General features: G+C 65.2%; 29 protein-coding genes. 15 read left to right on the forward strand and 14 right to left on the reverse strand.

Annotation, left to right across the window (positions count from 1 at the left end; translation table 11 throughout):
• Nucleotides 1-46: 46 nt before the first annotated feature.
• From QP996_RS10470 to QP996_RS10490, 5 genes are all read right to left on the reverse strand, one after another.
• A complete protein-coding gene (locus tag QP996_RS10470; RefSeq protein WP_284872557.1) occupies nt 47-1,525 on the reverse strand; it encodes a HAMP domain-containing sensor histidine kinase in 1,479 nt (492 codons plus the stop codon).
• Nucleotides 1,522-2,220: a response regulator transcription factor gene (locus QP996_RS10475; protein ID WP_070472866.1), complete on the reverse strand. Its 699-nt coding sequence runs from the start codon at nt 2,218-2,220 to the stop codon at nt 1,522-1,524. The genes QP996_RS10470 and QP996_RS10475 overlap by 4 nt, the downstream gene beginning before the upstream one ends.
• Before the next feature lie 108 nt (nt 2,221-2,328).
• Nucleotides 2,329-2,502, reverse strand: coding sequence for a 50S ribosomal protein L32 (rpmF, locus tag QP996_RS10480; protein ID WP_070472869.1), 174 nt, complete (start codon nt 2,500-2,502; stop codon nt 2,329-2,331).
• Between the two features lie 21 nt (nt 2,503-2,523).
• Nucleotides 2,524-2,793 (reverse strand): type B 50S ribosomal protein L31, encoded by a 270-nt coding sequence (locus QP996_RS10485; protein ID WP_034999480.1) that lies wholly within the window; start codon nt 2,791-2,793, stop codon nt 2,524-2,526.
• Between the two features lie 127 nt (nt 2,794-2,920).
• On the reverse strand, nt 2,921-3,700 hold the full coding sequence (locus tag QP996_RS10490; protein WP_284872558.1) for a CPBP family intramembrane glutamic endopeptidase: 780 nt from the start codon (nt 3,698-3,700) through the stop codon (nt 2,921-2,923).
• A gap of 99 nt (nt 3,701-3,799) precedes the next feature.
• Here QP996_RS10490 and QP996_RS10495 point away from each other — a divergent pair, with 99 nt between their 5' ends.
• The 7 genes from QP996_RS10495 (at nt 3,800) to QP996_RS10525 (ending at nt 7,608) form a co-directional block, all read left to right on the forward strand.
• On the forward strand, nt 3,800-4,846 hold the full coding sequence (locus QP996_RS10495; RefSeq protein WP_284872559.1) for a sensor histidine kinase: 1,047 nt from the start codon (nt 3,800-3,802) through the stop codon (nt 4,844-4,846).
• Entirely contained in the window at nt 4,843-5,445 is a 603-nt protein-coding gene (locus tag QP996_RS10500) for a response regulator transcription factor (protein ID WP_284872560.1), read from the forward strand. Before QP996_RS10495 ends, QP996_RS10500 begins: the two co-directional genes overlap by 4 nt.
• 359 nt (nt 5,446-5,804) lie before the next feature.
• On the forward strand, nt 5,805-6,041 hold the full coding sequence (rpmB, locus tag QP996_RS10505) for a 50S ribosomal protein L28 (RefSeq protein WP_181888011.1): 237 nt from the start codon (nt 5,805-5,807) through the stop codon (nt 6,039-6,041).
• Nucleotides 6,041-6,205: a 50S ribosomal protein L33 gene (gene rpmG, locus QP996_RS10510; protein WP_006841072.1), complete on the forward strand. Its 165-nt coding sequence runs from the start codon at nt 6,041-6,043 to the stop codon at nt 6,203-6,205. Before rpmB ends, rpmG begins: the two co-directional genes overlap by 1 nt.
• Before the next feature lie 3 nt (nt 6,206-6,208).
• On the forward strand, nt 6,209-6,514 hold the full coding sequence (gene rpsN / locus QP996_RS10515) for a 30S ribosomal protein S14 (RefSeq protein WP_034999472.1): 306 nt from the start codon (nt 6,209-6,211) through the stop codon (nt 6,512-6,514).
• A 12-nt stretch (nt 6,515-6,526) separates the two neighbouring features.
• The gene (gene rpsR, locus QP996_RS10520) at nt 6,527-6,778 is read left to right on the forward strand and encodes a 30S ribosomal protein S18 (RefSeq protein ID WP_172796731.1); all 252 of its coding nucleotides are present in this window, start codon (nt 6,527-6,529) and stop codon (nt 6,776-6,778) included.
• 146 nt (nt 6,779-6,924) lie between these two features.
• Nucleotides 6,925-7,608 carry a TetR/AcrR family transcriptional regulator gene (locus QP996_RS10525; RefSeq protein WP_284872561.1) on the forward strand — a complete coding sequence of 228 codons (684 nt, stop codon included), beginning with the start codon at nt 6,925-6,927 and terminating at the stop codon, nt 7,606-7,608.
• Here the strand turns inward: QP996_RS10525 and QP996_RS10530 are convergent.
• The 6 genes from QP996_RS10530 to QP996_RS10555 form a co-directional block, all read right to left on the reverse strand.
• Nucleotides 7,605-8,345 carry a serine hydrolase gene (locus tag QP996_RS10530; protein ID WP_284872562.1) on the reverse strand — a complete coding sequence of 247 codons (741 nt, stop codon included), beginning with the start codon at nt 8,343-8,345 and terminating at the stop codon, nt 7,605-7,607. The two genes, QP996_RS10525 and QP996_RS10530, sit on opposite strands and share 4 nt — an antisense overlap.
• A gap of 71 nt (nt 8,346-8,416) precedes the next feature.
• The gene (locus QP996_RS10535) at nt 8,417-8,980 is read right to left on the reverse strand and encodes a hypothetical protein (protein ID WP_284872563.1); all 564 of its coding nucleotides are present in this window, start codon (nt 8,978-8,980) and stop codon (nt 8,417-8,419) included.
• A gap of 9 nt (nt 8,981-8,989) precedes the next feature.
• Nucleotides 8,990-9,859 (reverse strand): serine hydrolase, encoded by an 870-nt coding sequence (locus QP996_RS10540; protein WP_284872564.1) that lies wholly within the window; start codon nt 9,857-9,859, stop codon nt 8,990-8,992.
• A gap of 14 nt (nt 9,860-9,873) precedes the next feature.
• Complete coding sequence (gene purH, locus QP996_RS10545) at nt 9,874-11,412, reverse strand: bifunctional phosphoribosylaminoimidazolecarboxamide formyltransferase/IMP cyclohydrolase (RefSeq protein WP_284872565.1); 1,539 nt, start codon at nt 11,410-11,412, stop codon at nt 9,874-9,876.
• Entirely contained in the window at nt 11,405-11,989 is a 585-nt protein-coding gene (gene purN, locus QP996_RS10550; RefSeq protein ID WP_284872566.1) for a phosphoribosylglycinamide formyltransferase, read from the reverse strand. The genes purH and purN overlap by 8 nt, the downstream gene beginning before the upstream one ends.
• 10 nt (nt 11,990-11,999) lie before the next feature.
• Nucleotides 12,000-13,235, reverse strand: coding sequence for a cell division protein PerM (locus tag QP996_RS10555; protein ID WP_284872567.1), 1,236 nt, complete (start codon nt 13,233-13,235; stop codon nt 12,000-12,002).
• 306 nt (nt 13,236-13,541) lie between these two features.
• Between QP996_RS10555 and QP996_RS10560 the strand changes: the two genes are divergently transcribed.
• Both QP996_RS10560 and QP996_RS10565 read left to right on the forward strand, forming a co-directional pair.
• Nucleotides 13,542-14,282 (forward strand): M23 family metallopeptidase, encoded by a 741-nt coding sequence (locus QP996_RS10560; RefSeq protein WP_284872568.1) that lies wholly within the window; start codon nt 13,542-13,544, stop codon nt 14,280-14,282.
• A gap of 316 nt (nt 14,283-14,598) precedes the next feature.
• Nucleotides 14,599-15,297 (forward strand): M23 family metallopeptidase, encoded by a 699-nt coding sequence (locus QP996_RS10565; protein ID WP_284872569.1) that lies wholly within the window; start codon nt 14,599-14,601, stop codon nt 15,295-15,297.
• On the opposite strand, the gene pcrA is transcribed toward QP996_RS10565, so the two are convergent.
• Complete coding sequence (gene pcrA, locus QP996_RS10570; RefSeq protein WP_502870229.1) at nt 15,294-17,735, reverse strand: DNA helicase PcrA; 2,442 nt, start codon at nt 17,733-17,735, stop codon at nt 15,294-15,296. The genes QP996_RS10565 and pcrA overlap by 4 nt on opposite strands.
• On the opposite strand from pcrA, the gene QP996_RS10575 reads away from it, so the two are divergent.
• The gene (locus QP996_RS10575) at nt 17,674-17,967 is read left to right on the forward strand and encodes a chorismate mutase (protein ID WP_070472910.1); all 294 of its coding nucleotides are present in this window, start codon (nt 17,674-17,676) and stop codon (nt 17,965-17,967) included. The genes pcrA and QP996_RS10575 overlap by 62 nt on opposite strands.
• On the opposite strand, the gene QP996_RS10580 is transcribed toward QP996_RS10575, so the two are convergent.
• Nucleotides 17,964-18,293: an antibiotic biosynthesis monooxygenase family protein gene (locus tag QP996_RS10580; protein WP_284872571.1), complete on the reverse strand. Its 330-nt coding sequence runs from the start codon at nt 18,291-18,293 to the stop codon at nt 17,964-17,966. The genes QP996_RS10575 and QP996_RS10580 overlap by 4 nt on opposite strands.
• Nucleotides 18,294-18,403: 110 nt before the next feature.
• On the opposite strand from QP996_RS10580, the gene pgi reads away from it, so the two are divergent.
• From pgi to QP996_RS10595, 3 genes are read left to right on the forward strand one after another with little or no spacing between them, the layout of a single operon-like run.
• A complete protein-coding gene (pgi, locus tag QP996_RS10585) occupies nt 18,404-20,041 on the forward strand; it encodes a glucose-6-phosphate isomerase (protein ID WP_284872572.1) in 1,638 nt (545 codons plus the stop codon).
• Entirely contained in the window at nt 20,041-21,528 is a 1,488-nt protein-coding gene (locus QP996_RS10590; RefSeq protein ID WP_284872573.1) for a glutamate-cysteine ligase family protein, read from the forward strand. Before pgi ends, QP996_RS10590 begins: the two co-directional genes overlap by 1 nt.
• 15 nt (nt 21,529-21,543) lie before the next feature.
• On the forward strand, nt 21,544-22,188 hold the full coding sequence (locus QP996_RS10595; protein ID WP_284872574.1) for a DedA family protein: 645 nt from the start codon (nt 21,544-21,546) through the stop codon (nt 22,186-22,188).
• Here the strand turns inward: QP996_RS10595 and QP996_RS10600 are convergent.
• The gene (locus QP996_RS10600) at nt 22,127-22,960 is read right to left on the reverse strand and encodes a DNA-formamidopyrimidine glycosylase family protein (RefSeq protein WP_284872575.1); all 834 of its coding nucleotides are present in this window, start codon (nt 22,958-22,960) and stop codon (nt 22,127-22,129) included. The genes QP996_RS10595 and QP996_RS10600 overlap by 62 nt on opposite strands.
• Nucleotides 22,961-22,971: 11 nt before the next feature.
• Here QP996_RS10600 and QP996_RS10605 point away from each other — a divergent pair, with 11 nt between their 5' ends.
• Together QP996_RS10605 and QP996_RS10610 are read left to right on the forward strand one after the other, a co-directional pair.
• Nucleotides 22,972-23,211, forward strand: a complete 240-nt coding sequence (locus QP996_RS10605; protein ID WP_284872576.1) for a YciI family protein — start codon at nt 22,972-22,974, stop codon at nt 23,209-23,211.
• 91 nt (nt 23,212-23,302) lie between these two features.
• The gene (locus QP996_RS10610) at nt 23,303-24,880 is read left to right on the forward strand and encodes an HNH endonuclease signature motif containing protein (protein ID WP_284872577.1); all 1,578 of its coding nucleotides are present in this window, start codon (nt 23,303-23,305) and stop codon (nt 24,878-24,880) included.
• Nucleotides 24,881-24,894: the final 14 nt, after the last annotated feature.

Below are 24,894 nucleotides of genomic sequence, written 5' to 3' on the forward strand. Positions count from 1 at the left end.
TTCGTAACAATCCCTGAACGATTACTGTGCGCGTTAGCCTGCGGGTCTAGCTGTAGCTCTTGCGCGGGATCACGCGCGCCTTGGTCTCTGCGGCGGCGTCTTCCTCCGTGCCGTCCGTCTCCGGCGGGCGCCCTGGGAACACCGCGCGGAAGCGGGCGCCGCCATCGTCGGACTCCTCCGCCACGATGGTGGCGTTATGGCGGTCGAAGACCTGCTTCACAATGGCCAGGCCCAAACCGGACCCCGGCATGGAACGGGACTCCGGCGCGCGGTAGAAGCGTTCGAAGACCTGCTCGCGCTGGTCTGCCGGGATGCCGGGACCGGAGTCGTCCACAATCAGCACCGCGTTGCGCTTCGCCGCCTTCAGCGACACACGCACCGTGCCGCCCTGCGGCGACCACTTCGCAGCGTTGTCGATAAGGTTGATCGGGGCACGGCCCATCGCGAACCGGTCGCCGGTGATCACCCACGGGTCCGCTTCGAATTGGAACGCCAGGTCCGGGCGGCGCCGCCGCACGCGGTCGAGTGCTTCCTCCAGCACCTCGTCCAGGCGGAAATCCTCGGGCTCGGCGCCCTGGTGCGCCTCGTCGCGCGCCAGGTCGACCAGGTCGCCGATGAGGATGGACATTTCCTCCATCTGCGCCATCACGTCGCGCTCCAGGTCCTTGCGGTCCTGCTCGGAGATTTGGTCTTGCTGTCCGGAGTTGTACAGCATCATCAACAGCTCGATGTTCGTGCGCATCGAGGTCAGCGGGGTTTTCAGCTCGTGTCCGGCATCCGCGACCAGCTGTGCCTGCCGCGTCTTGGAGTCCTCCAGTGTGGCGATCATCGTGTTCACTGAGGTCGTAATTTCGGCGAACTCGTCGTCGCCCTCGACAGGCAGCTCGGTGAGCTGGTCGGACTCGTTCGCGTCATCGATAGCCCTGTGCAACCTGCGCACGGGGCGGAGGCCGACCGCGGAGATCACCGCGCCCGCGATCCAAGCGAGTAGCCCGCCGGTGCCTGCGATAACCAGCGCTGCGGCGCCCCAACTGCCGGAGACGATGCTCAACACGTCCAACGGCTTTGCGATGGCCACGGTGACACCGGAGGCGCTGCGGCGCACCACCACGCGCTCCCCCGCCACAGTGCGCTGGGAGAGCATGTCGCCTGAAGACGTCGCCGTGTACGGCCCCGCAACCGGCACCGGGTCGCCGTAGAACACGTTGGAACCAGCGGGCGCGGCCGAGAGCTTCACCCACGGGCTGGATCGACCGAACTCGGCGAGGGCTTTTTCGAAGCCTTCCTGGTCGTCCGAATCCAGGTCCTTCAGCTGCAGCGACACGCCGTAGGTGCGGGTGCGCAGGTCGTCGTCCATAACGGTCAGACGAGTCGTTTCTGAAAGCCGGTAGGTAAACAGCGCGGTCAACAAAATGACCACGGCGACAATGCCACCAGCGAGGACGGCCAAGCTGTTGCGCAGGGACCGACCGTTGTCGGCCTGCCCCTGCGGTTCAGCTTCGCCTGTGAAGCGCCGCAAGATCACGGAGCGGTCTCCCGCAGGACGTAGCCGACGCCGCGGACGGTGTGGATCAGGCGTGATTCGCCGCCTGCTTCAGTCTTGCGGCGCAGGTAGCCGATGTAGACCTCGAGCGCGTTGCCGGACGTCGGAAAGTCGTATCCCCACACCTCTTCCAGGATGGTCTGGCGGGCCAGCACGTGGCGCGGGTTCTGCAGCAGCAGGTGCAAAAGCGCGAACTCGGTGCGGGTCAGCGAGATCGCGCGGCCGCCGCGGGTGACGTCGCGGGTGGAGGTGTCCATGACCAGGTCCTCGAACTGGAGGCGGGTCTGGTCCTTTTCCGCGGCCTTGCGCGCCTCAGAGCGGGTGCGGCGCAGCAGCGAGCCCACGCGCGCCAGCAGCTCCTCCAAGGCGAAAGGCTTGGGCAGGTAGTCGTCCGCGCCCGCGTCCAAGCCTGCCACGCGGTCGGACACACCGTCGCGAGCCGTGAGCATGAGGATCGGTCCGTCATATCCGGAAGAGCGTAGCGTGCGGCACACACCCAGTCCGTCGAGCTTGGGCATCATCAGGTCGAGGATGGTCAGGTCCGGCTGCTCAATACGGATCTGGTCGAGCGCGTCTTCGCCGTCTACGGCGAGTACGACGTCGTATCCGTTGAAGCGCAGCGAGCGTCGGAGCGACTCGCGGACGGCCTGCTCGTCGTCGGCTACGAGAATTTTCATAGGATTATTATGACTTATATTTTCCTCAGAGTTGAATCAAGCTGAAAAAACCGGGCCCCACCTGGGGATCCCGGTTCCTTCGATGGGCCTCTTGAGACCCTTAAAAACTTAGAACTGCTCGACGTCGATCAGACCAGCCTGAGCTGCCTTGATCAGGCGGCGCGGAATGCGCACCTCCTGGCCGTCGATCTTGACGGTCTGCAGGTCGGCGTTGTCGGCCTTCCACTGGGAACGACGCATGCGCGTGTTCGCGCGGGACTTCTTGAACTTCGGTGTTGCCATGACGAGTCTCCTTTATCCCCTCTAGTTGGCCTTCTTCTTGCGGCGGGCCATGCCGCCGAAACGCTGGTTGAACTTCTCCACGCGACCAGCGGTGTCCATGAGACGCTGTGCGCCGGTCCAGAACGGGTGGGACTCGGCGGTGACGTCCACGACCACGAGCGGGTACTCGTTGCCGTCTTCCCACTGCTCAGTGCGTGCGGAGGTCAGGGTGGAGCGCGTCAGGAACTTGTGGCCCGTGTTTGCGTCCTGGAAAATCACCGGGTGGTAATCCGGGTGAATGTCTTTCCTCATTTGATTCGTCTCCCTCAGGATTGAACTACGGGTCGGTTCCGCGGAATCCCACGGATCGTGCCCGAGTTGGGTGCGAAATGGTCTTTTCATCCGGCGGTCGCCGAACAACCTGCAGGATTATACTTGCCTAGACGAGATTTTCCGAATCGCGCAGTTGCACATTTCGCCACCACAGCAGCAGCGCTCCGGCCAACGCCTGCGCCAAGCCGAGCACGAGCCATGCAAGATTGCCCAGCTCAACCGGAAAGACCAAGCTCAACACCGCGAGCATGAGGTGCATTCCGCCATGCGAGCCTGCCGCCCACCAGAAGCTGCCAAAGCAATAAACCAGCGCGGCGCCGAGGATGGACATCCCGAAAGGCATAGCCAAGTACACGACGTGGTCGAGAGTACTTTGTTGCCCTCCCGAAGAGGTTAAGTGAATCAATGTGAAGGCGGCGGTTGTCCACACCACGGTCAGCGCTTCGCGGTGGCGCGTGACGTCGAAAAGCCAGCCGCGGAAGAGCAGCTCTTCAGGGATCCCCTGTAGCAAGTATGCGCGAACGAGGACCCACGCCCCGATTGCGACAACCGGATACTCGCCAGCCTCGGCCGTCTCCGGCATCTCCGGGCCGCGCCCGAGGATCGCCCAGAGCACCGCCCAGCCTAGGACCATCGGTACGGCAACCACGACCGTGCCACCAAGCAGCCCCCACCCCCCTTTCCAATTGATGCGGGACCGCTCAACGTAGCGCACCCACACAACGACGAACACGACCACCAGTACAGGAGTCAGGCAAAACAAGAGGGTTTCGTCCACATATGGGGCGAGCGGGAGCCGAGCAAGATTCGCCCCCATGAGCACAGCCGCCGCGATGACGGCGCGGAGCACGAGGCCAAATACATTGACAGGAATTCTTGGATTCATGTTGAGCGACTTTATGGAGCGTAAAGTGGCCGCAACAGTAGATGCCGTCACCAAAATCCATGACCCGAGTCATGGGTGTCAACGGGTAGGTTCGGCTCCATGAACCGCGTCCACCTGCACTTGATGGACAGCATCCTGGTTTTCGCCATCCTGCTGTACCTCAACTTCGCTCCAACAGCGCTCGCGCGCGAGGGGGTGCTTTTGGCCGTCGCGCTTCTCACGGTCACGGCCTGGGTGGCCTGGCGAGAAACAGAGCATGGAGCTGCCGCGGTCTGCTTTTCCTTGTGCTCGTTCGTCGTCTTCACCACTGCGAACAACCCGATCAGCATCCTAGTCCTGTGGTGTGCGGTGGTGACGGTGCATATGAGCCTTGGTAAGCGGGCAGGGTACGTGTACGCGGGCGCGATTGCGGTAACCGCTTTCGCCGCACAGGTCACAGCCCAAGCTCCGGCAGGTAAAATCGCTTTCGAAACGCTCGGCAGCGCCGCCGCGGCCGCTGTGGGACTCAACCTCGCCTCCACGGTCTCTCGACAACGCTGGCACGAGGCCCGTCAGCAAGACATGGCAATGACAAAGGAGCGCGAGAGGATCGCGGCGACGCTTCACGATGCCCTCGGGCACCGTCTCACCACCATCGGCCTAAGCCTCGACTACGCACTCCGCACCCCCAACGCGGAGAAGCGCAATGACGAGATCGCACGGGCTCGTGCCAACGTGTCGGAAGCCCTGCACGAAATGCGCGCAACCGTGCGCGCAATGAAGCCTGTAGCTAACCCGGATGAGGATATCGAGTCCACACTGTCTCATTTAGCGGAGTCTTTCGCGACAACTTCTTTGGACGTCCAGTTCGCTCACACTACGCAGGCCAAGTACTCCACCGAGGAGCGCATGCTCATGCTGCATTTTTGCCAAGAGGCGTTGACAAATGTGCTGCGCCATTCACACGCAACGAAAGCCCGAATCGTTCTTGATGGCCGAACGCTGGTTGTGACCGACAATGGAATGGGCGCGACCGGGCCGGAGGCTTTCGGTATCACCTCGCTTCGCGAACGCGCTGCGGGGCTCAAAGGCGAAATCATTACGCTCCCCCACGACGCCATCAACGGCGGGTTTCGCATCGAATTGCACCTCAAGGAGAAATCATGACCACACGCGCGCTGCTTATCGACGACCACGAGATGCTCCTGCGCGGACTCCGACTCATCCTGGAAACCGACGACCGGGTTGAGGTTGTCGCTACGACTACCGACGGCGCACAAGCGCTCAAACTGGCCCGGCGCTGGGACGTCGACGTGGTGGTCACGGACGCTGCCATGCCGGAAACCGACGGTGTCGGGGTCGTAAACGCCTGCCATCCGCACTTCCCTGTGCTCGTCCTCACCACTTTTGACGATGCAAACTTGGTCAAGAAGCTACTCGACGCTGGGGCCTCCGGCTACATCCTTAAAGATGTTTCCCCGGAAGAATTATCGAGCGCCATTGTCGCCACCGCCCAGGGAGGTCTCGTCCTCGACCCCCGGATTGCGCGCTACGCTGCAGGTAACCCTCAGCTGACGATTCTGACCCCGGCAGAGCGCTCCGTCGCGGAGCAGGTCGCGCGAGGTATGAACAACCGGGAAATTGCTAGTGCTCTTTTCCTGGCTGAAGGAACCGTAAAAAACCACGTGTCTGCACTGCTCCGGAAACTCGATGCGCGCGACCGTACGGTACTCGCACTGCGCCTAGCCAAAGCTTTGGGGCTCTAGACTGCAGATTCGTACCTCTTGCCCTCCACAATCCGTCCGTCTTAGCCGCATTGATGTCCAACTTGGTGAACCATGCTGAAAAACACATGATCGTGCGCTCGCAGCTAGCAGGGGCAGTGTCGCGCCGTAACGGGCTGAGCATCGTCTCCATGTTGCCGGGAAGTCTCGCCGCCTGAGATTAGGAGTTTCGGCGCTGAACATGTACTGTTTACTCTCGCTGTTGTCGAAGTACACGTATACGCCTGCGTCAACCGATTGCACTTGCGCTGGTCGCGGACCCTCACTCCGCTTCTCACCTGGCGCTTTACCTCACATAGCGATCGTGTCGTGGGCGGCAAGAAGAGTAAGGAAGCTAACCCATGTCGGCACATTGCCAGGTCACGGGACGTAAGCCGTCTTTCGGCAAGACCGTCTCGCACTCGCACCGCCGCCACTCGCGCCGTTGGAACCCCAACGTGCAGAAGCGCCGGTTCTACCTGCCCTCTGAGGGCCGTACCATCACCCTGAACGTCTCCACCAAGGGTCTGAAGATCATCGACCGTGACGGCATCGAGTCCGTCGTCGCCCAGATCCGCGCACGAGGTGAGAAGATCTAATGGCACGTAACGATATCCGCCCGATCATCAAGCTCAAGTCCACTGCGGGCACCGGTTTCACCTATGTCACCCGCAAGAACAAGCGCAACAACCCGGATCGCATCACGCTGAAGAAGTACGACCCGGTTGTTCGCAAGCACGTCGAATTCCGCGAGGAGCGATAATCCATGGCGAAGAAGTCCAAGATCGCTAAGAACGAGCAGCGTAAAGAGATCGTCGCCCGCTACGCGGAGCGTCGTAACGAGCTCAAGGCCATCATCAAGAACCCGGAGACCTCCGACGAGGACCGTCTTGACGCCCAGTTCGAGCTCAACCGTCAGCCGCGCGACGCCTCCCCGGTTCGCGTGCGCAACCGTGACTCGCGTGACGGTCGCCCCCGTGGCTACCTCCGCAAGTTCGGTGTGTCCCGTGTCCGTATGCGCGAGATGGCTCACCGTGGTGAGCTGCCTGGCGTCCGTAAGTCTTCGTGGTAAAGGAGGACTCACATTATGAAGCGCAACAATTCGCGTAAGCCGCGCATTGAGCAGTCCCGCCGCCCGAAGAAGAACCCGCTGAAGGCGAAGGGCATCGAGTCGGTCGACTACAAGGATGTTGAGACCCTGCGTCTATTCATCTCCGACCGCCACAAGATCCGCTCCCGCCGCGTCACGGGTCTGACCCCGCAGCAGCAGCGCCAGGTCGCTACCGCTGTGAAGAACGCGCGCGAGATGGCTCTTCTGCCGTTCACCACCCGCTAATTAGCCGGTTGACGATGACAGCGTAGAGTCTTCGGCTCTTTCAAGCACCCGCACTCCCCTCCCCGGAGGGTCGAGAGCGGGTGCTTTTCGTCTATAGTTGTCCCGCGCAACCATAAATAGCGAGCTATGACGGAAGGACGGAAGGCATGGCGAAACCGGTCGGACGGCCACGCAAGCAAAGCCCCCGCCGCAGAGGCGCCACCGCGCGCGAAGAGATTCTCGACGCCGCCTCCGAGCTGTTCACCCGCAAAGGTTTCGCCACCACCTCCACCCACGACATCGCGGACGCGGTGGGCATGCGCCAAGCCTCGCTGTACTACCACTTCCCGTCCAAGCGCGACATCTTTCTCACGCTGCTGATGGGCACGATCCAGCCGGCGCTGGCACTCGCGTCGGATCTGGCCAAAACCGACGAGTCGGCGGCGGTGAAGCTGTGGGCGCTCGTGGCCGCCGAGTCGCGCATCCTGCTGTCCTCGAATTGGAACATCGGCAGGCTCTACCAGCTGCCGGTGCTGCTGTCCGAGGAGTTCGCCGAATACCACGAGGCGCGCCAGGAGCTGGAGGGCATCTTCCGCACGCTGTCGGCGCAGATCGTGGGCGACGACGACCCGCGCATCGACCTGCCGTTCCACATGACGCTCGCGGCCATCGAGATGCGCGACAACACAGGCACCGCGCCCTACCCGCTTGTCGACGATGCCCTGCCCGCCCCCGCCGTCACCATCGCCGACGCCGTGCTGGATGTGCTCCACACGGATCTGCCGGAACGCCGCACCGAGCGCATGCTCGAACTGGTGGACCTGGTCTCCCGCAAGGGCGAAGAGAGCTAGGGCTGGCAGGCCGCGGCCGGAAGCCGCTCGGGACCCTCCGCGAGCGCTTCCGCCGCAGCAGTCAGCATGGCCTGTCCCGTCGCGTAGCTCCCGTCCGCAGGCAACGCCGTGAGCGCCACCGGTGCCCAGGAGCCGTCCCCGCGCGGGACGAGCCCGAATTGCCGTACCTGGTAGGCGTCCGTGGTGTCTGGGCCCCACCCGCCCTTAAACAACGCCCCGACTGTGCCCAGTCCGTACGCCTGGGCGGGGTCGATTTTCCCCATATGCGCAAGCACAGGGGCGGCGCTTTCCACGCAGGCGAGCCTGCCGGCGAGCACGGCTTCGTCGGCCACGCTGAGCTGCGTTTGTCCGAAAGTGGAGAACTCTGGGCGGAGCGGTTCTGTGTTCACCCGAGCGGCAAGGCCCGCGTGAGCAAGGACCAGGTCCACGGCCTCTGGGCCGGTGGCGTCGAAAAGGCGCTGCGCCGCCGCGTTGTCGGACGCAGTCACTGCGGCGCGGGCGTCTGCCTCGAGCGCGGGGCTGGTGCGCATGGCGGCCACAGCGATGGGCACCTTGATGGTGGACCAGGCAGGGCTCGGGTCGGTGAACCCGGCCGATTCTGGCCCTTCCGTTCCTACAGTGGCGACGCCCAGCTGGCCGCCGTAGGTCGATTCGACGTGGGCGACGGTGGCGTCGAGAGGCAATTGCTCATCGGTGGCCGGCGGTGGCGCCTCCGTAACGGTTGAGGTGACAACCACGGTTTCTTGGCCTCCGGAACAGGCAGACAAGAACAGTGCGCCGGCTGCGGCGAGTCGGAGGCGCCGGCGAGCTACCAAATCTTGACCCGGGCGTTGTTGCCGCCGGTGCAGTACACCGTCTCCCCGCCGGAGCAGGTCATGCGGTAGGTGATGCCGGTGGCCGGGCTGTACGCGTTCACGGTCATATCGGTCGTGCCGGTGCGTCCGTACGCCTGCTGGAACGCCTCAAAGACGTTGGCGGCAAATCCGTCGGTGGTCACATCCGTAGCCGGGGCGTAGTGCGAGTACGTGCGCTTCGCCGGCTCCTTGCTGGGCTGTTCGGGTGCTTCCGACCTCGGCAGTGTGCGAGTCTCAACCACCGTGCTGGTCACCGGCTCGCTGGAGCGGTTGAACGCACCCGAGCCGCCCATGAACGCCAACACTCCGACGATTGCGGCAAGCAGCAGCGCACCCAAAACGTAGAGCCACGGGCTCGGGCCGCCGCGCTTCTCCGGCTGCTGGTAGCTGGAGGGGTACTCGTCGGGCTGGCCGTGCTGCTGCTGCGGTACCGCGCTGAACTGCTGTGTCTGGTCGATATCCGGATCCGTGGGGTGCGGCTGGTCCGGGTTCCATTGGCTGGAGCCTTGATTGGTCATGGCGCATCCCTAGCAACGCGACGTAGGCAGGTCGCCACGCATGGCGCTCAACCCGTTTGCGAGCTCGTCCAGCATGGCGAAGCTGCCCTCGTGGCCCTTCGGGCTGTGGGCGGTGATCGCCACGGCGATGTCACCGTTCGGGCCCGGGATCAGGCCGAACTGGCGGGCCAGGTGCCCGCCCTCGTGGTAGTTCCAGCCGCCCTTGTAGCGGGCGCCGCCGATGCGGCCCAAGCCCCAGTGCTGGTAGTCCACGATGCGGCCCATCATGTCCAGTACCGGCTCGTGCCCCGCCACGCAGCGCAGCCCGGAGGCGAATGCAGCCTGGTCGCTGGTGGTCCACATCGTGCCCATTTGGTAGCCGGCCGGGGTGGACGTGCGCGCCCCCGCCTCCCGGATCACTCCCTCGTAGCTAGCCGCCGGAACTTGGCCGAACATGCGGTGTGCCGCGGGGTTATCGGAGCGGGTCACCGCGGCCTCTGCGTCCGGGTAGAACGCCTGGCTCTGGCGCAGCGCGGCGATGGCCAGCGGCACCTTCATGGTGGAAAACGCGGGCTCCGGCCGGTTATCGCCGGCGGTGAGGCCGCCTACCGACACCGCGGCGCGGCCGCCGTGGCGCCCCACCACGTCCGCCACGAGGCGGTCCAGCTGCGCCTGGACGTCGACTGCGGGCGCGACGTGCTGCGACTTGCCGGGCTCCGGGGTGGTCAGCGGCAGCGGCAGACGGATGGCGTTTTTCACCTGCGGTGGCAGCTGGTTGTAGGCCTGGACGATCGGCTGGCCGATGACGGGAATCTGGTCGATCGCCGTGTAGGTCGGCACCGATGACATGGGAAAAGCCAGGCCCGCGGTCAGGGCCAGGGCTGCAACTTTGGAGGGCACGGGAAACGGTCTTTCTAGTGGGCGAAGTGGCGGGTGCCGGTCAGGTACATGGTCACGCCGGCGGCCTCAGCGGCAGCGATGACTTCCTCGTCGCGGATGGAGCCGCCTGGCTGCACCACGGCCTTCACGCCGGAGTCAGCCAGCAGCTGGAACCCGTCCGCGAACGGGAAGAACGCGTCGGAGGCGGCCACGGCGCCGTTGGTGCGGTTGCGCCCCTCGTCGAGGGTGTTGGCGCGGTCCACGGCGAGCTTTGCGGAGTCCACGCGGTTGACCTGGCCCATGCCAATGCCTACCGACGCCCCCTCGGACGCGATCAGAATCGCGTTCGACTTCACGCAGCGCACTGCGCGCCACGCGAATTCGAGGTCGGCAAGAGTCTGCTCGTCCGCCGCCTCGCCCGCGGCGAGGGTCCAGTTGGCGGCGGTGTCGCCCTCGGCCTGGAAGCGGTCGCGCTCCTGCACGAGCCAGCCGCCGGCGATCTGCTTGCGCTCCTCGCCCTGCTGCTTCGGCTCGACCTCGAGGATGCGCAGGTTCTTCTTCGTCTGCAGCAGCTCAAGTGCGTCCGCGGCGTAGGACGGCGCGATGACGACCTCGGTGAAGATCGGCTTGATCTGCTCCGCCAGCTCCAGGGTGACCTCGCGGTTGCAGGCGATTACGCCGCCGTAGGCCGACACCGGGTCGCAGGCATGCGCCTTCTTGTGCGCGTCCGCGATAGAGGTGTCGGACACTGCCACGCCGCACGGGTTGGCGTGCTTGATGATCGCCACGCACGGGCGCTCGTGGTCCCAGGCGGCGCGCCACGCGGCGTCGGCGTCCTGGTAGTTGTTGTAGCTCATCTCCTTGCCGCCGTGCTGGGTGGCGGCGGCCAGACCCCAGCCCTCGTTTTCCAGGCGCGCTGCCTGGTGCGGGTTCTCGCCGTAGCGCAAGTCGGTGGCACTCTCGCTGGCGCCGGAGGCGTCCGCGCCCAGCTGGTTGGACAGCCAGGAGGAGACCGCGGCGTCGTAAAGCGCAGTGTGCGTAAACGCCTCGAGCGCAAGCTGCTTGCGCTGCTCAAGGTCGAAGCCGCCGCCCTTGACCGCCTCCACGACCTCGCCGTAGCGCGCGGGCGAGGTCACGACGGCGACCGACGGGTGGTTCTTCGCCGCGGCGCGGACCATGGACGGCCCACCGATGTCGATCTGCTCGACGCACTCGTCGAAGGTGGCGCCGGAGGCGACGGTCTCCTCGAACGGGTAGAGGTTGACCACGACGAGGTCGAACGGCTCGATGCCCAGCTCTTGCAACTGGTCAACGTGGCTGTCCTTGCGCAGGTCCGCAAGGATGCCGGAGTGCACGCGCGGATGCAGCGTCTTCACGCGGCCGTCGAGCACCTCAGGGAAGCCGGTCACGTCCGCGACCTCGGTGACGGAAACGCCCGCGTCGGCGATGCGCTGGGCGGTGGAGCCGGTGGAGACGATCTCCACGCCCGCCTGGCCCAGCGCGCGGGCCAGCTCCTCCAGCCCGGTCTTGTCGTAGACGCTGATCAGCGCGCGCTTGATTTCCCGCTTAGACATTGAATATAGCCTTTCCGTTGGCAATTTCGAGGTTGTGCAGCAGGTGAACGAGCTGTTCGCGCTCAACCTTCTTAATGCGTTCGTGGAGCTCCGACTCCGTGTCCCCCGGCTGCACCTCGACGGCGCGCTGGGCGATGATCTCGCCGCTGTCCAGGCCTGCGTCCACGTAGTGCACCGTGCAGCCGGTGACCTTCACGCCGTGTTCCAGTGCGTCACGCACCGCGTGCGCGCCCGGGAATGAGGGCAACAGGGACGGGTGGGCGTTAATCGTGCGCCCCTCAAACTCCTGCACGAATGCCGGGCCGAGCAGCCGCATGAATCCCGCAGAAACCACCAAGTCCGGCTCGACGGAGGCCACGGCGGCCACCATCTTGTCGTTCCAGGCGTTGCGGTTTGTCTCCATCGGCACCACGGCGGTGCGGATGCCGGCGTTTTTCGCGCGTTGCAGAGCCGGACAAATTTGATCCGCCACCACGAGGTCAACGCGGTAGCGGTTCTCCTGGTTATCGATGATCGCTTTCAGCAGGGTGCCGGTGCCCGACGCGAGGACGGCCACCGATTTCGCAGAGTCACTCACAAGCCCAAGTCTAACTACCGCTGCGCGCGGATGCGCGTTGCCTCACCAGCGCCACGCCGCGCACAAGCGCGCCCGTCAGCGCGACCCAGATGAACAGGGACAACGCGAGCGCGAACGGATCCGAGCCGACAAGCCCGTAGGCCCCGGCACCCCCAGCCGAGAAGATCCCCAGCAGCGCTCCCATCAGGGCGGCCCACGTGGCGGCCGCAGCGACGCTTTCGAGGCTCAAAGGCTTCACGACGAACGCATGCGCAAGCACCGCCGCCGGCACAATCAACAGCACCGGTGCCCACTGCGGCATCTCCGCCGGGATCGCCGCGAACAGCGGCAGCGGCGGGTACGCCACGTTGGAGGTGGCGAACAGACTCACGCCCGCGCCGGCGGCCTCGAAGCTGCCGCCGAGCAGCACCGCGAGCTGCGCGACCGCCGCGTTGGGCAGGTACAGCAGGCTCAGCACCACCAGGGCCACGCCCCCGCCAACACCGAGCTGCGGGAACTGCGAGATCAGCTCGCCGACGCGGCCATAGCCGAAGGCGAGGGCGACGAGGAAGACCACCGTGGCCGCGGCGAGCAGGCGGAGAATGAGGTTCGCCGCGTGCGCCCCCGCATCCACCGCCTCCGCCGGGACGCCGCTGCGCTTAGCCAGCGCGTGCCACACCACGCGCCGCACGCCAATGATGAAGCCCACCAGGTGCACGATCAGCGGATAGACGAACGCCGCGACGACGGGCGGCATCCCCACCGGGTACACGTGCGAGGCGTCGAACACCATGAACAGCGCGATGGCGCTAACCAGCACAGGCAGGCCGAGCGCGAGCCCGAGCAGCGTCAGCAAATCCAGCACGCTGACACGGCCCGCGGTGGCTTTGCGCACCTGCACCGCCACCACGGCAGCCACCCCTACCGCGGGAAGGAGGGGCATTGCGGTGAGCGAGACGCCGTCGATAAGCAAAGGCACGCCGTGGAGAGCGAACCATGCCTCACCGACAGCGCCGGGGAAATACGTGAGGCTCCAACCGGCGATGAGGATCACCGCGAAGCACAGCGCGACAAGCCCGAGCACCAGCGCCAAGTTCGGCACGAGCGCGTACGGCAGGTAGTGGCGCACCCGCTCTTTGGCGGTGGCAGGAACCTTGTCGTTCGCAGCCGGGCGTTTGACGCCCGTGATCTTCCGCTTGGACGCGCCTTTGCGACGCTGACGGCGCGCATCCGACTGGCGCGGCCTCTGATTGGGTGTGGTGCTCATCGCGTCCTACTCTGCCACCCCGGCGACAACCCCCACCACAGTGACACCCGCCCGGCCCGCTGCCTGGCGGCGTCACCTGGCAAAATGCGGCGGTTCATCGCCGCTACGCAACGGCGTGGCGCACATCTCTAACGCGGCGGGGGTGTAACGTTCGCCCGAATAAGCACGATTTAAGAAATATTTCAGCTTCTGTCTTGCTCCGACGAGACCGATTCGTTACAGTAACCTCTCGTAGATAACAGGAAGGTCACGATTCCGCTGTGAACAGCGGAGGAGATGGCCAACGAAAGATCTCAAAGAGGGCTCATGTTCAACTCCAAGAAGCAGGGCGGCAAGCACCGCAAGCAGTCCCCCAACAAGGGGCGCGTTGCCGTCGTCGCAGCAGCCACTGGCGCTGTGTCCACCGCTGGTTTCTCCGGCCTGGTCGCCGGTGCCCTCACCAGCAACCAGGACGCCGAGCAGGGACAGAACATCAAGCTCGCCGCAGACGCCGACGAGCTCCAGAGCGCCGATCCGGGAGTGGACGAGGCTTCCGCCGAGGAGACCCCGCAGATCCTCTCCATCGCCGAATACAAGCCGGTGGAGAACCTCACCGAGCAGCTGGACAAGGCTATCCAGCACTCCGACGAGGTTGCCCGCCTGGACGAAGCCGCCCGCGCGCCGCTGTTTACTAAGCCGGCCGAGGGTGCCTTCACCTCGGGCTTTGGTATGCGCTGGGGCTCGATGCACAACGGCGTCGACATCGCTAACACCCCGGGCACCCCGATCCGCGCAGTTGCCGCTGGCACCGTGATCGACTCCGGCCCGGCGCAGGGCTTCGGCAACTGGATCCGCATCCGCCACGAGGACGGCTCCATCTCCGTTTACGGCCACATGCAGTCCCTCTACGTCGCCGTCGGCGAGGTTGTGCAGCCCGGTCAGCTCATCGCCGGCATGGGCAGCGAGGGCTTCTCCACCGGCTCCCACCTCCACTTTGAGATCTGGTCGGACGGCGCCACCCCGTCCGACCCGGCTTCCTGGCTGGCAGCCCGAGGCATCGGCCTCTAAACATTTCAGCCCTTTTCCAACGGGGCCTTCCGCGCTTTTCGACGCGCGGGAGGTCCCGTTTTTGCGCAGTTGACGCGCGCAGCCTCTTTGACGGGGGTAAACCCCTACCCCCGACGCCTAATACCATGCGTAACAATTTTCTCACCAGCAACACGCCGGGTGAGCTGGACGGACACCTAGGCTTCCCCGAAAATTCGAACAAACGTGCACGTCACAGCATTGCCAGAGGGCATTTCGCCGGTTAGATTCTCTGCCTGTGTGCGTGGCCGAGACCGCGCCTAGCCCTCTACAGAGTTAGAAAAGGTATCCCCCAGACATGAACCGACGTCTCACTTCGAGCATCGCAGCCGTCTCGGCCGCAGCGGCAATAGCGCTCACCCTCGCGCCCGCGCCCGCTTCTGCCCTGACCGTCACTGTGGGTGGCGCAACGGTCTCCGACGCGGGCCAAGCCCTGGGCGCAGTAGCGAAGGCCGCGGGCGCCATCAAGGAAAGTGGCGCGACCATCACCGCAGGCGACTACAAGATCGTCTACGACCCGCGCGCACTCGAGGCCCCGCTCGCCGCCGCGTTCGCTCCCGCGAAGGGCAGCGACTGGGTGGCCCCGCAGCGCGGCCGCACCGCCGACGGCCGCACCGTGGTCACCCCGGCAGCCGGGCGCTTCACCTCCGGCTTTGGACCGCGCTGGGGCACCGTGCACCAGGGCATCGACATTGCCAACGACCTGGGAACCCCGATTTACTCCGTCATGGACGGCACCGTCATCGCCGCGGGCCCCGCGCGCGGCTTCGGCAACTGGGTTGTGATTAAGCACGACGGCGGCGAGGTGTCCGTCTACGGCCACATGCGCTACTACGACGTCTCCGTGGGCCAGCGCGTCTCCGCCGGGCAGAAGATCGCCTCCATCGGCAACGAGGGGCAGTCCACCGGCCCACACCTCCACTTCGAGATCAAGCCGGACGGGAACACTCAGGTGGACCCGGTGCCGTGGTTCGCGGCCCAGGGCATCAAGATCTAGAGCTTCTCCATGGGCACGCCGCCAATCGTCATCAGGCGGACGGTGCCCGAGGAGCCGAAGTCAATCGTCACCGTCTCCCGGACGCCGGAGCCTTCAACCGCCATCACGGTGCCAAGCCCGTACTTGGCGTGGTTGACCCGGTCGCCCACCGCCAGGTTGAGGTTTTTGTGCACCTTGGCACCAGACCCGCCCCGGCGGGACCGGGCCGGCGGACGGGAACGAGTGGGCGCGCCCCACGCGTCAGAACTGAATGAGCGCTCCGGTTCCAACCGGCGCCAGTCGATGAGGTCCTCCGGGACCTCTGCGAGGAAGCGGCTGGCGGGGTTGGTCACCGGAGAACCCCAAGAGGCGCGCAGGATCGCGCGGGTGAGGTAGAGCTGTTCCTTCGCGCGGGTGATGCCCACGTACGCTAGGCGGCGCTCCTCGGCGAGCTCCGCCGGGTCCCCCAGTGCGCGCAGGTGTGGGAACTGCCCGTCCTCCCAGCCGGTGACAAACACCACCGGGAACTCCAGGCCCTTCGCCGTGTGCAGCGTCATCAGCGTGACCACGCCCTGCTCGTGCTCCGGCAGCTGGTCCGCGTCCGCCACCAGAGAAACCTTCTCCAAAAAGGCCTGCAGGGACCCCGGCGCGGGCTCGCCTTCCTGCATCACCTCGTTGAGCTCCTCGTCCGTCATGTACGCCACCTGGTTGGCGGCCTCGGAGGAGAACTCCCGGGCGACAGAGACTAGCTCGTTGAGGTTGTCCAGGCGCGCGCCGTCCTGCGGGTCGTTCGACGCCTCCAGCTCGGCGCGGTAGCCCGTGTCATCCAACACGCGGGTGATCAGCGCGCCCAGGTCCGGCATGCCCGTGACTTCGTTGCGCATCGCCGGCATGTCGTCGCGGATTTGGCGGATCGTATCCACAAAACGCGTGATCGAGTTGGTGGCGGCTTTGGCCAGCATGTCGACGTTGCCGGAGGTAGCGTCGACAAGCGATCGCCCGAAGCTTTGATTGTTGTTCTCGGCGTGCAGCGCCACCATCGCCTGCGCTTTGTCGCCGATGCCGCGCTTGGGCACGTTGACGATGCGGCGCATGCTCACCGTGTCGTCCGGGTTTTCCAGGACCTTCAGGTAGGCGACGACGTCGCGGATCTCGCGGCGCTCGTAGAAGCGCGTACCGCCGACAACCTTGTACGGGATGCCGGAGCGGATGAAGATATCCTCGAGTGCGCGCGAGGCGTTGTTGGTGCGGTACATCACCGCCATGTCCGAGTACGGCACTCCCCTGTCGGCCAGGGTGTCAATCTCGGAGGCGATGAAGCGCGCCTCGTCGTGCTCGTTGTCCGCGACGTAGCCGACGATCTTCTCGCCGGAGCCCTGGTCCGTCCACAACTTCTTCGGGCGGCGGCCCTCGTTCTGCGCGATCACCGCGTTCGCCGCGCCCAGGATGTTCTGCGTGGAGCGGTAGTTCTGCTCCAGCATGATCGTGGTGGCGTTCGGATAGTCGCGTTCAAACTCCTCGATGTTGCGGATGGTCGCGCCGCGGAAGGCGTAAATGGACTGGTCCGAGTCGCCCACGACCGCCAGCTCCGGCGCGTCCGGGCCGTCGCCGACAAGGGTGTGGATGAGCTCGTACTGGGCGTGGTTGGTGTCCTGGTACTCGTCCACCAGCACGTGGCGGAAGCGGCGCCGGTAGTAGTCCGTGACCTGCGGGTGCTCCTTGAAAATGCGCACGACCTCGCCGATAAGGTCGTCGAAGTCCAAGGCGTTGGATTGGCGCAGGCGGCGCTGGTACTCCACATACACCTTGGCCACCGTGGTCTCGAACGGATTGTGGGTGCGCTCGGCGTTCGCCAGCGCCGTCTCCGGGCCGATCAGCTCGTTTTTCAGATTCGAGATCCCGTTTGCCAGGGTGCGGGGCGTGAACTTCTTCAAATCCAGGTTGAAGTCCTTGGCAATCATGCCCAAAAGGCGGCGCGAATCATCCGAGTCGTAGATGGTGAAGTTGGTGTTCAGCCCCGGTACCAGCTGGGCCTGCTGGCGCAGGATGCGCACGCACACTGAGTGGAAGGTGGCCACCCACATCCGCTCCGCCTCCGGGCCGACCAGCTGGCCCACGCGTTCCTTCATCTCTGCGGCGGCCTTGTTGGTGAAGGTGATGGCCAGGATCTGCCACGGCGCAACACCACGGTTGTGCAGCAGGTAGGCAATGCGGCGGGTAAGCACCGCGGTCTTGCCGGAACCCGCGCCCGCAACGATGAGCAGCGGGCTGCCCTCATGGACGACGGCGGCCTGCTGCTGCGGATTCAAACCCAGGGTCAGATCAGTCATGGCCGTAACTGTACTAACGCCTCCGACACGACCCGCGCGAGTGTTCGAACTGGCATAATGAGCAGCCATGAGCGAGCTTGAAATCCGCATGCCTTCCGGCACAGACGACCCCTTATCGGACGCGGAGATTCAGGCGTACCGCAAAGAGATCGACCGGCTCGACCGTGTGATCCTCGACGCGGTGAAACGCCGCAGCGAGATCTCCAGCGCCATCGGAAAAACCCGCATGGGCTCCGGCGGCACCCGCCTTGTGCACACGCGCGAGGTAGCCATAATCAACCAGTTCCGCGACGAACTGGGCGAGGAAGGCCCCGGTCTGGCACAGATCCTGCTGCGCCTCGGCCGCGGCAAGCTGGGCTAGTCCTGCTCGAGAGAGTCCAAGACGACCTCGAACTCCAGCAGGTCCGCGGACTGCGAGACCGGCTTGCGGGGCTTGTCACTATCGGTGTCCTTCGACTCGCCATGCCCGGCGCGGCCCGCGCCCTCCCACCACGCGTTGTAGGACTCCTCGTCCGCCCAGCGGGTGACTACGAAGTAGCGGTCCTCGCCCTTGACCGGGCGCAGCAGCTGGAAGCCCTCGAAGCCGGGGTGGCCGTCGATGGAGTGCTTGCGGGCGGTAAACCGGCGCTCCAGTTCCTCGCCGGCGCCTTCGGGGACAGTGATCGCGTTGATTTTCACAATGCTCATGGTCGCCATTATCCACACACTTCCGGTTCCCGGACGCTCCCCGCGCGTTTTGGCTACCTTTGAGCAAGGACAACCCAACCGCGACCTGGACCGCCACCTGGGAGGCTGACATGCACGACATCACGTCCACCGAAAACTGGGGCAAGCTGGAGAAACTCCATGCAGAAAAGTCCCGCACCACCCTGCGGGATCTGTTCCGGGCGGACGCGGAGCGCGCACAGCGCTACACGTTCGACGCGGCCGGGCTTCGCGTGGATCTTTCCAAGAACTTGGTAGACGGAGACGTCGCAAAGCAGTTGCTCGCCTTGGCCGACGAGGCAGGCCTGAAAGACCGCATCGAGGCGATGTTCAACGGCGAGCACATCAACACCACCGAGGACCGTGCCGTGCTGCACACCGCGCTGCGCGCACCCGAGGACGCTGGGCTGGAGGTGGACGGTCAGAACGTCACGGCGGACGTGCACGCGGTGCTGAAGCAGATGCGCGAGTTTTCCACCAAGCTGCGCAGCGGCGAGTGGGTGGGCCACACCGGAAAGACGATTTCCAAGGTGGTCAACATCGGCATCGGCGGCTCTGACCTGGGCCCGGCCATGGCAGCGCAGGCACTGCGCACCTACGCCACCGCTGGCATTACCGCGGAGTTCGTTTCCAACGTGGACCCGGCGGACATGACGCGCGTGCTGGCTGAAGTGGATGCGGAAGAAACGCTGTTCATCGTCGCGTCCAAGACGTTCACCACCCAGGAAACCCTGGCCAACGCGCACGCCGCGAAGCGCTGGCTGCTCGAGCAGTTCGACGGCGACGAGTCCGCGATTGCGAAGCACTTCGTGGCCGTGTCCACCAACGCGGAGAAGGTGGCCGAGTTCGGCATCGACACCGCGAACATGTTCCCGTTCTGGGACTGGGTGGGCGGGCGCTACTCCATGGATTCTGCGATCGGGCTGTCGCTTATGGCCGTCATCGGCCCGGAGGATTTCATGCGCATGCTCGACGGCTTCCACGCCATGGACCAGCACTTCCACACCGCTCCGTTCGAGGAGAACGTGCCGGTGCTGATGGGGCTTTTGAACATTTGGTACCGCAACTTCCACAAGGCGCAGACGCACGCGGTCCTGCCCTACTCGCAGGACCTCGCCCGCTTCCCCGCGTACCTGCAGCAGCTGACCATGGAGTCCAACGGCAAGCACACGCGTATCGACGGCGCAAGCGTTGACCACGACACCGGCGAAATCTACTTCGGCGAGCCGGGCACCAACGGCCAGCACGCGTTTTTCCAGCTGATCCATCAGGGCACCACGCTCGTGCCGGCGGACTTCATCGGCTTTGCCACACCCCGGGCGGATCTGCCCACCGCCACCGGCGAAGGTTCCATGCACGACCTGCTCATGGGTAACTTCTTCGCGCAGACGAAGGTCATGGCGTTTGGCAAGACCCAGCAGGAGATTGAGGCCGAGGGCGTGCCGCACGAACTGGCCCCGCACAAGGTGATGCCGGGCAACCGCCCGACCACCACCATTCTGGCGGAGGAGCTCTCCCCGTTCAGCCTGGGCGCGCTGATTGCGCTGTACGAGCACATCGTGTTCGTCGAGGCCGCGATCTGGGGCATCAACGCCTTCGACCAGTGGGGCGTGGAGCTGGGCAAGGCGCAGGCGAACGACCTCGCCGCCGCCGTCGCCGGCGAGGAGGCGCCGGACACGGGTGATTCTTCCACCGACAGCCTGATCACTTGGTACAGGGAGCACCGCTAATGGGCGACGCAGTATCTTCGGAGTCCTACACTCCGCGCCAACGCACCACCTACCGGCGCCGGCTTGAAGACGAGCTGGAGCGCTTCGACCGCCACCTCCAAGACGCGGACTTTGTGGACCACGGCACGATCGGGCTCGAGCTCGAGCTCAACCTGGTCGACGGCGACATGCAGCCGCACCCCAACAACCAGGCCGTGCTGGAGATACTTGGCGACGAGTACCAGTCCGAGATCGGCGCCTACAACGTGGAGATGAACCACCCTCCGCTGGGGATTGAGGGCGACGGGTTGGCGCGGTTGGCGGAGGGCGTCGAAAAGCGGCTTGCCACCGTGCGCGACGCCGCGGAGAAGTCCGGGTCGCAGCTGGCGATGATTGGCACCTTGCCGACGATGACCTCGCAGTTCCTGGACAGCGACGAATGGATGACCCAGGAAAACCGCTACGCCGGACTGAACAACTCCATCCTCGAATCGCGCGGCGAGCTGGTGAAGATCGACCTGCGCCGCGACGAAAAGTACACCCACTACTTCGAAACCATCGCGCCTGAATCCACCTGCACCTCCATGCAGCTGCACCTGCAGGTGGCGCCGAACCGGTTCGCGGACGCGTGGAACGCCTCCCAGGCGATCGCGGGCGTGCAGGTGGCGCTGTCGGCCAACTCGCCGCTGTTTATGGGGCACAAGGTGTGGCACGAGTCGCGCATCCCGGTGTTTAAGCAGGCCATCGACACCCGCACCAAGGAGCTGATCAACCAGGGCGTGCGCCCGCGCGTGTGGTTCGGCGAACGGTGGATCACCAGCGTGTTCGACCTGTTCGAGGAGAACGTGCGCTACTTCTCTCCACTGCTGCCCGAGGGCCGCATGGCAGCCGGCGCGCCGTTCATGAACGGCGACAACCCCGGCCTGCACTACCTCAACCTGCACAACGGCACCATCTGGCGCTGGAACCGCGCCATCTACGACCCGGCCGGCGAGCTCAGCCACATCCGCGTGGAAAACCGCCTGCTGCCCGCAGGACCCACCGTGAAGGACATCGTGGCGGACGCGGCGTTCTACTACGGGCTGGTCAAGGCACTCGGCGACCAGACCCGACCAGTGTGGTCGCGCCTGAGCTTCGAGACGGCCAACAAGAACTTCCTCGCCGGTGCCCGCGACGGCATCAACGCCGAGGTGGAGTGGCCGACGCTGGGGACGGTGGCGGTGGCGGAGCTCGTCGAGAAGCATTTGTTCGAGCTTGCGCACGAGGGTCTGCGCACGCTGAATGTGGACGAGGCCTGCGCCGACGAGTACCTCAGCGTGATCGAGGGGCGCGTGCGGGCGCGTCAAAATGGCGCGACGTGGCAGCTCGCCGCGCTCGAACGCGTAGCCGGCGGGTCGAAGGCCCTGACCACGGAGCGTGCCGACGGACTCGCCCGCGTGTTACGCCAGTACATGAAAAATTCCCAGGCAGACGCGCCGGTGCATACTTGGACGCTCGAGGTTGAGTAGGGCAAGATAGGCCCAATGCAGAGCATCATCGACTGGATTGTGGGTCTCATGGAGACCCTCGGCGCCCCCGGCGTCGGCATCGCGATCCTCTTGGAGAACCTCTTCCCGCCCATCCCGTCCGAGGTGGTGCTGCCGCTCGCCGGCTTCACCGTCGCGCAGGGCAGCTTGAACATGCTGAGCGTGTTCATCTGGTCCGTGCTGGGCTCCGTCGTCGGCGCATACGTACTCTACGGCGTCGGCGTGTGGCTCGGTCTGGAGCGGCTGCGCAAGATCGCCGACTGGATGTGGCTCGTGCGCGCCTCCGACGTGGACGCCGCGATGAACTTCTTCACCAAGTACGGCAAGCCGAGCGTGTTCTTCGGCCGCCTCATCCCCGGCGTGCGCTCGCTGATCTCCATCCCCGCCGGCCTGGGCAAGATGAACCTGGTCACCTTCGGGCTGTGGACCACCCTCGGCTCCGGCATCTGGAACGCCATCCTGATCTACCTGGGCTACATCCTCGGCGACAACTGGGAGAAGGCCACCGGGTACGCCGACACCTACTCCAACGCGATCTACGTGGTGCTGGTGCTGATCATCCTCGGGTTCCTGGTGTTCTTCATCCGACGTGCGGTGCGGGACCGCCAGGCTCAGGCTGGCACTGCGGGCACCACCAAATAACCCGCTCCAGGTCGCCCTCCCCGCCGAGGAATCCCTTGGTAATCAGAGTGCCGCACCGCCTGCACGGCTTGTTGTTGCGGCCAAACACGTAGCTCGTCTCCCCCGCCCGCTTGATCCCGGTGGTCACGCGGACGGGGGCGTCTTTATTCGCCCACATCAACCGCCGCGCGAGACGCACATGCTTTTCGACGTCCACGTCACGCACCAACTCCGCCGGATGCGTTCCAGCCAAAAAGTTGATCTCCGCCCGGTACTCGTTGCCAATGCCGGCGAGTTTGTGCTGGTCCAGCAGGGCACGGCCGATTTCTCGGTCGGGCTCGGCTTCGATACGCCTGACCGCTTCGTCGAGGTCGAAGCCCGGGTCGAGCAGGTCGGGGCCGAGGTAGCCCATCTCCTGCTGGTATTCCCTGGCTGGGAAGACGTGGACCAGCCCGAGCCAGAAGCCGACGAGTTCGAGGTCGGCCTTTGGTGCGTCGCTAAGCGAAAGCACCACGCGGGCGGCATGAGCGGGCTTTTTCCACCTGGCGCCGGCGCGATGCATGGACCACGTGCCCTCCATCTTCAGGTGGGTGTGCAGGATCTGCGGCTGGTGGCCTGGCGCGCCGAACTGCATGAACAGGTGCTTGCCGTACGGCCAGACGCGCTCGCAGGTCATACCCGTGAAGTCGACGGTTGCGTAGCGGGGCACGCGGATGGACGTGGCTGTGACCTCGCGGTTTTGCATCCATTGGAGGCGCTTGGAGAGCTGATAGACGGAGTCACCTTCAGGCATAATCGGATTCTATGTTCGATTTTCTCCGCAAGGTATTCAACTCTGTATTCAACTCCGGTCCGACCCCGGAAGAATCGCTCGTCGGCTTCTTCCCCGACATGGACGCCGCGATCGAGTGGGCACGCGGGGTGCTTGCGGAGACCGGCACGGACCCCAAAGCGCAGTTCGTGCGCGCGGTGAAAGACGTACGTGAAGCGAACCCGCGACTCGGTCTTGCGGCGGCGAACCACCTGGTCAAGCAGCTACTTTAGAATTTTTGTTCGATTGCTAGTTTAGCGTGTCGGAGGCGCTGTTACATTGACACCCAACACCCGAGAAATGTTGCGGGAAGGAGGGTGTGTCATGAACGGGATCGCCGAGCTTGTGGACCAGGTCGCCGACGGCCTTTCGCAGTTGCGCCAGCTTCTGGACGACCCTTCGGCCCTCCCCCTCGCCACCATCACCCGCGACATCGCGCGCCTCGAACGAGCGATGGATAAGAAGGCGTACGTCGACGCCGCCTTCGCGCAGGCGTGCGTGCTGGCGGACGCCGGCAAGCTGGTCGGCGCGAACCACCCGGACGCGTACCTGACCGAAAAGCTCGGGATCTCCCGCGGCGAAGCGTACAACCGCCTCGCGCGCGCAAAAGCGCTGTTCGACGCGCCACCTCCGCCCGAGCCAGACCTGGGTGACCTTTTCGACGCAGAGGACGGCTCGGAGGAGGACCACTCCGCTGCAGAGGAAGCTGCCCGCAAGGCCGCCGAGGAGGAGGCGGAGCGCCGCCGCAAGGACCAGGAGGAGGCGCGCAAGCGTGCCGACGAGGTCCCGGCCGCCAAGCAGGACATCATCCGCCGCGAGCTGGACAAACTGCTCAAAGCCGCCGAGGGCGAGCGGATGCGCATCTATGCCCGCGCCATGGAGCAGGCCGCCTACCGCGACGAAAAGGACCTGCGGCTGTTTGTGAAGCGCCTGGTCGCCGAGGCCAACAAGCCGCACGTGAAGGCCAACCCGAACGCGGGCTTTGAGAAGCGCGACGCCTCGCTGGGCAGAGAGAACAGCGACGGCACCTTCGACGTGACGCTGTCCATGACCCGCGCCGACTACGCGTTGTACAAGGCGCTCACCGACAAGGGGCTGGCGCCGAACTCCAACATCCCGGAGGAACTCCAGGGCGACCGGGACCCGCGCACCAAGGGGCAGCGCCGCTACGACCAGTACATGGCCATCCTGCGCCAGTACGAAGAGGGGCAGCAGGCCGCGAACGGCGGCGCGGCGTCGGTGGTCGTGTCCATCACGTTGGACGACCTCGCCGAGGCCGACGCCAACACCCTGTTCCAGACCAACGTCGGGGTGGAGCTCGACGCCTTCGACCTGGTCCGGCTCGGCATGGACGGCACGAGCGACTTCCTGCTCACCGTCGACGGGCTTTCCGGGGTGCCGCTGCACCTCGGCCGGTCGCGGAGGCTCGCGTCGGTGGGCCAGCGCATCGCTATGTTTGCGGTGCAGGGCGTGTGCTCCTGGGCCGGCTGCACGACCTCCATGAGCGAGTGCGAGGCCCACCACATCATTTCCTGGCTGCGGTATGGGGCGACCGACATCGAGAACCTCACCGGCCTGTGCCCCACCCACCACAGGTGCAACAACGACCACCGGGACGGATCGTTTAACAAGGGGTACATGGACTACGACCCCGACACCGGCGGCGCCGTGCTGGTAAAGGCCGACGGCACCCGCCACACCAACACCACGGACCCCGCCATGCACTCGGCGGTCAACCGGTTAAAGGCGAAACGGGCCTCAACGTCGGCGCCGCCACCTGCGGAAACGCACTGGCCCACCTCCCCACCGCCACCACCGGGGCGCGCGGGGCATCCTGGGCACGCCGGCCAGCCAAGCCACCGGCCCAATCGACCTGGTCACCGCATGCCGATGCGGCCCTAAAAGGCATGCGCCGC

Origin of the sequence: Corynebacterium sp. MSK008, assembly GCF_030232585.1 — a bacterium.
Lineage (GTDB): Bacteria > Actinomycetota > Actinomycetes > Mycobacteriales > Mycobacteriaceae > Corynebacterium.

Coding starts and splice junctions, on each gene's coding strand:
- QP996_RS10590 (WP_284872573.1), top strand. CDS start 20,041: ATGGGCGACGCAGTATCTTCGGAGTCCTACACTCCGCGCCAACGCACC.
- QP996_RS10610 (WP_284872577.1), top strand. CDS start 23,303: ATGAACGGGATCGCCGAGCTTGTGGACCAGGTCGCCGACGGCCTTTCG.
- rpsN (WP_034999472.1), top strand. CDS start 6,209: ATGGCGAAGAAGTCCAAGATCGCTAAGAACGAGCAGCGTAAAGAGATC.
- QP996_RS10490 (WP_284872558.1), bottom strand. CDS start 3,700: ATGAATCCAAGAATTCCTGTCAATGTATTTGGCCTCGTGCTCCGCGCC.
- pgi (WP_284872572.1), top strand. CDS start 18,404: ATGCACGACATCACGTCCACCGAAAACTGGGGCAAGCTGGAGAAACTC.
- QP996_RS10595 (WP_284872574.1), top strand. CDS start 21,544: ATGCAGAGCATCATCGACTGGATTGTGGGTCTCATGGAGACCCTCGGC.
- QP996_RS10560 (WP_284872568.1), top strand. CDS start 13,542: ATGTTCAACTCCAAGAAGCAGGGCGGCAAGCACCGCAAGCAGTCCCCC.
- QP996_RS10555 (WP_284872567.1), bottom strand. CDS start 13,235: ATGAGCACCACACCCAATCAGAGGCCGCGCCAGTCGGATGCGCGCCGT.
- rpmF (WP_070472869.1), bottom strand. CDS start 2,502: ATGGCAACACCGAAGTTCAAGAAGTCCCGCGCGAACACGCGCATGCGT.
- rpmB (WP_181888011.1), top strand. CDS start 5,805: ATGTCGGCACATTGCCAGGTCACGGGACGTAAGCCGTCTTTCGGCAAG.
- QP996_RS10500 (WP_284872560.1), top strand. CDS start 4,843: ATGACCACACGCGCGCTGCTTATCGACGACCACGAGATGCTCCTGCGC.
- QP996_RS10605 (WP_284872576.1), top strand. CDS start 22,972: ATGTTCGATTTTCTCCGCAAGGTATTCAACTCTGTATTCAACTCCGGT.
- QP996_RS10600 (WP_284872575.1), bottom strand. CDS start 22,960: ATGCCTGAAGGTGACTCCGTCTATCAGCTCTCCAAGCGCCTCCAATGG.
- QP996_RS10495 (WP_284872559.1), top strand. CDS start 3,800: ATGAACCGCGTCCACCTGCACTTGATGGACAGCATCCTGGTTTTCGCC.
- QP996_RS10535 (WP_284872563.1), bottom strand. CDS start 8,980: ATGACCAATCAAGGCTCCAGCCAATGGAACCCGGACCAGCCGCACCCC.
- purH (WP_284872565.1), bottom strand. CDS start 11,412: ATGTCTAAGCGGGAAATCAAGCGCGCGCTGATCAGCGTCTACGACAAG.
- QP996_RS10565 (WP_284872569.1), top strand. CDS start 14,599: ATGAACCGACGTCTCACTTCGAGCATCGCAGCCGTCTCGGCCGCAGCG.
- QP996_RS10485 (WP_034999480.1), bottom strand. CDS start 2,793: ATGAGGAAAGACATTCACCCGGATTACCACCCGGTGATTTTCCAGGAC.
- QP996_RS10580 (WP_284872571.1), bottom strand. CDS start 18,293: ATGAGCATTGTGAAAATCAACGCGATCACTGTCCCCGAAGGCGCCGGC.
- QP996_RS10575 (WP_070472910.1), top strand. CDS start 17,674: ATGAGCGAGCTTGAAATCCGCATGCCTTCCGGCACAGACGACCCCTTA.
- QP996_RS10525 (WP_284872561.1), top strand. CDS start 6,925: ATGGCGAAACCGGTCGGACGGCCACGCAAGCAAAGCCCCCGCCGCAGA.
- rpmG (WP_006841072.1), top strand. CDS start 6,041: ATGGCACGTAACGATATCCGCCCGATCATCAAGCTCAAGTCCACTGCG.
- QP996_RS10475 (WP_070472866.1), bottom strand. CDS start 2,220: ATGAAAATTCTCGTAGCCGACGACGAGCAGGCCGTCCGCGAGTCGCTC.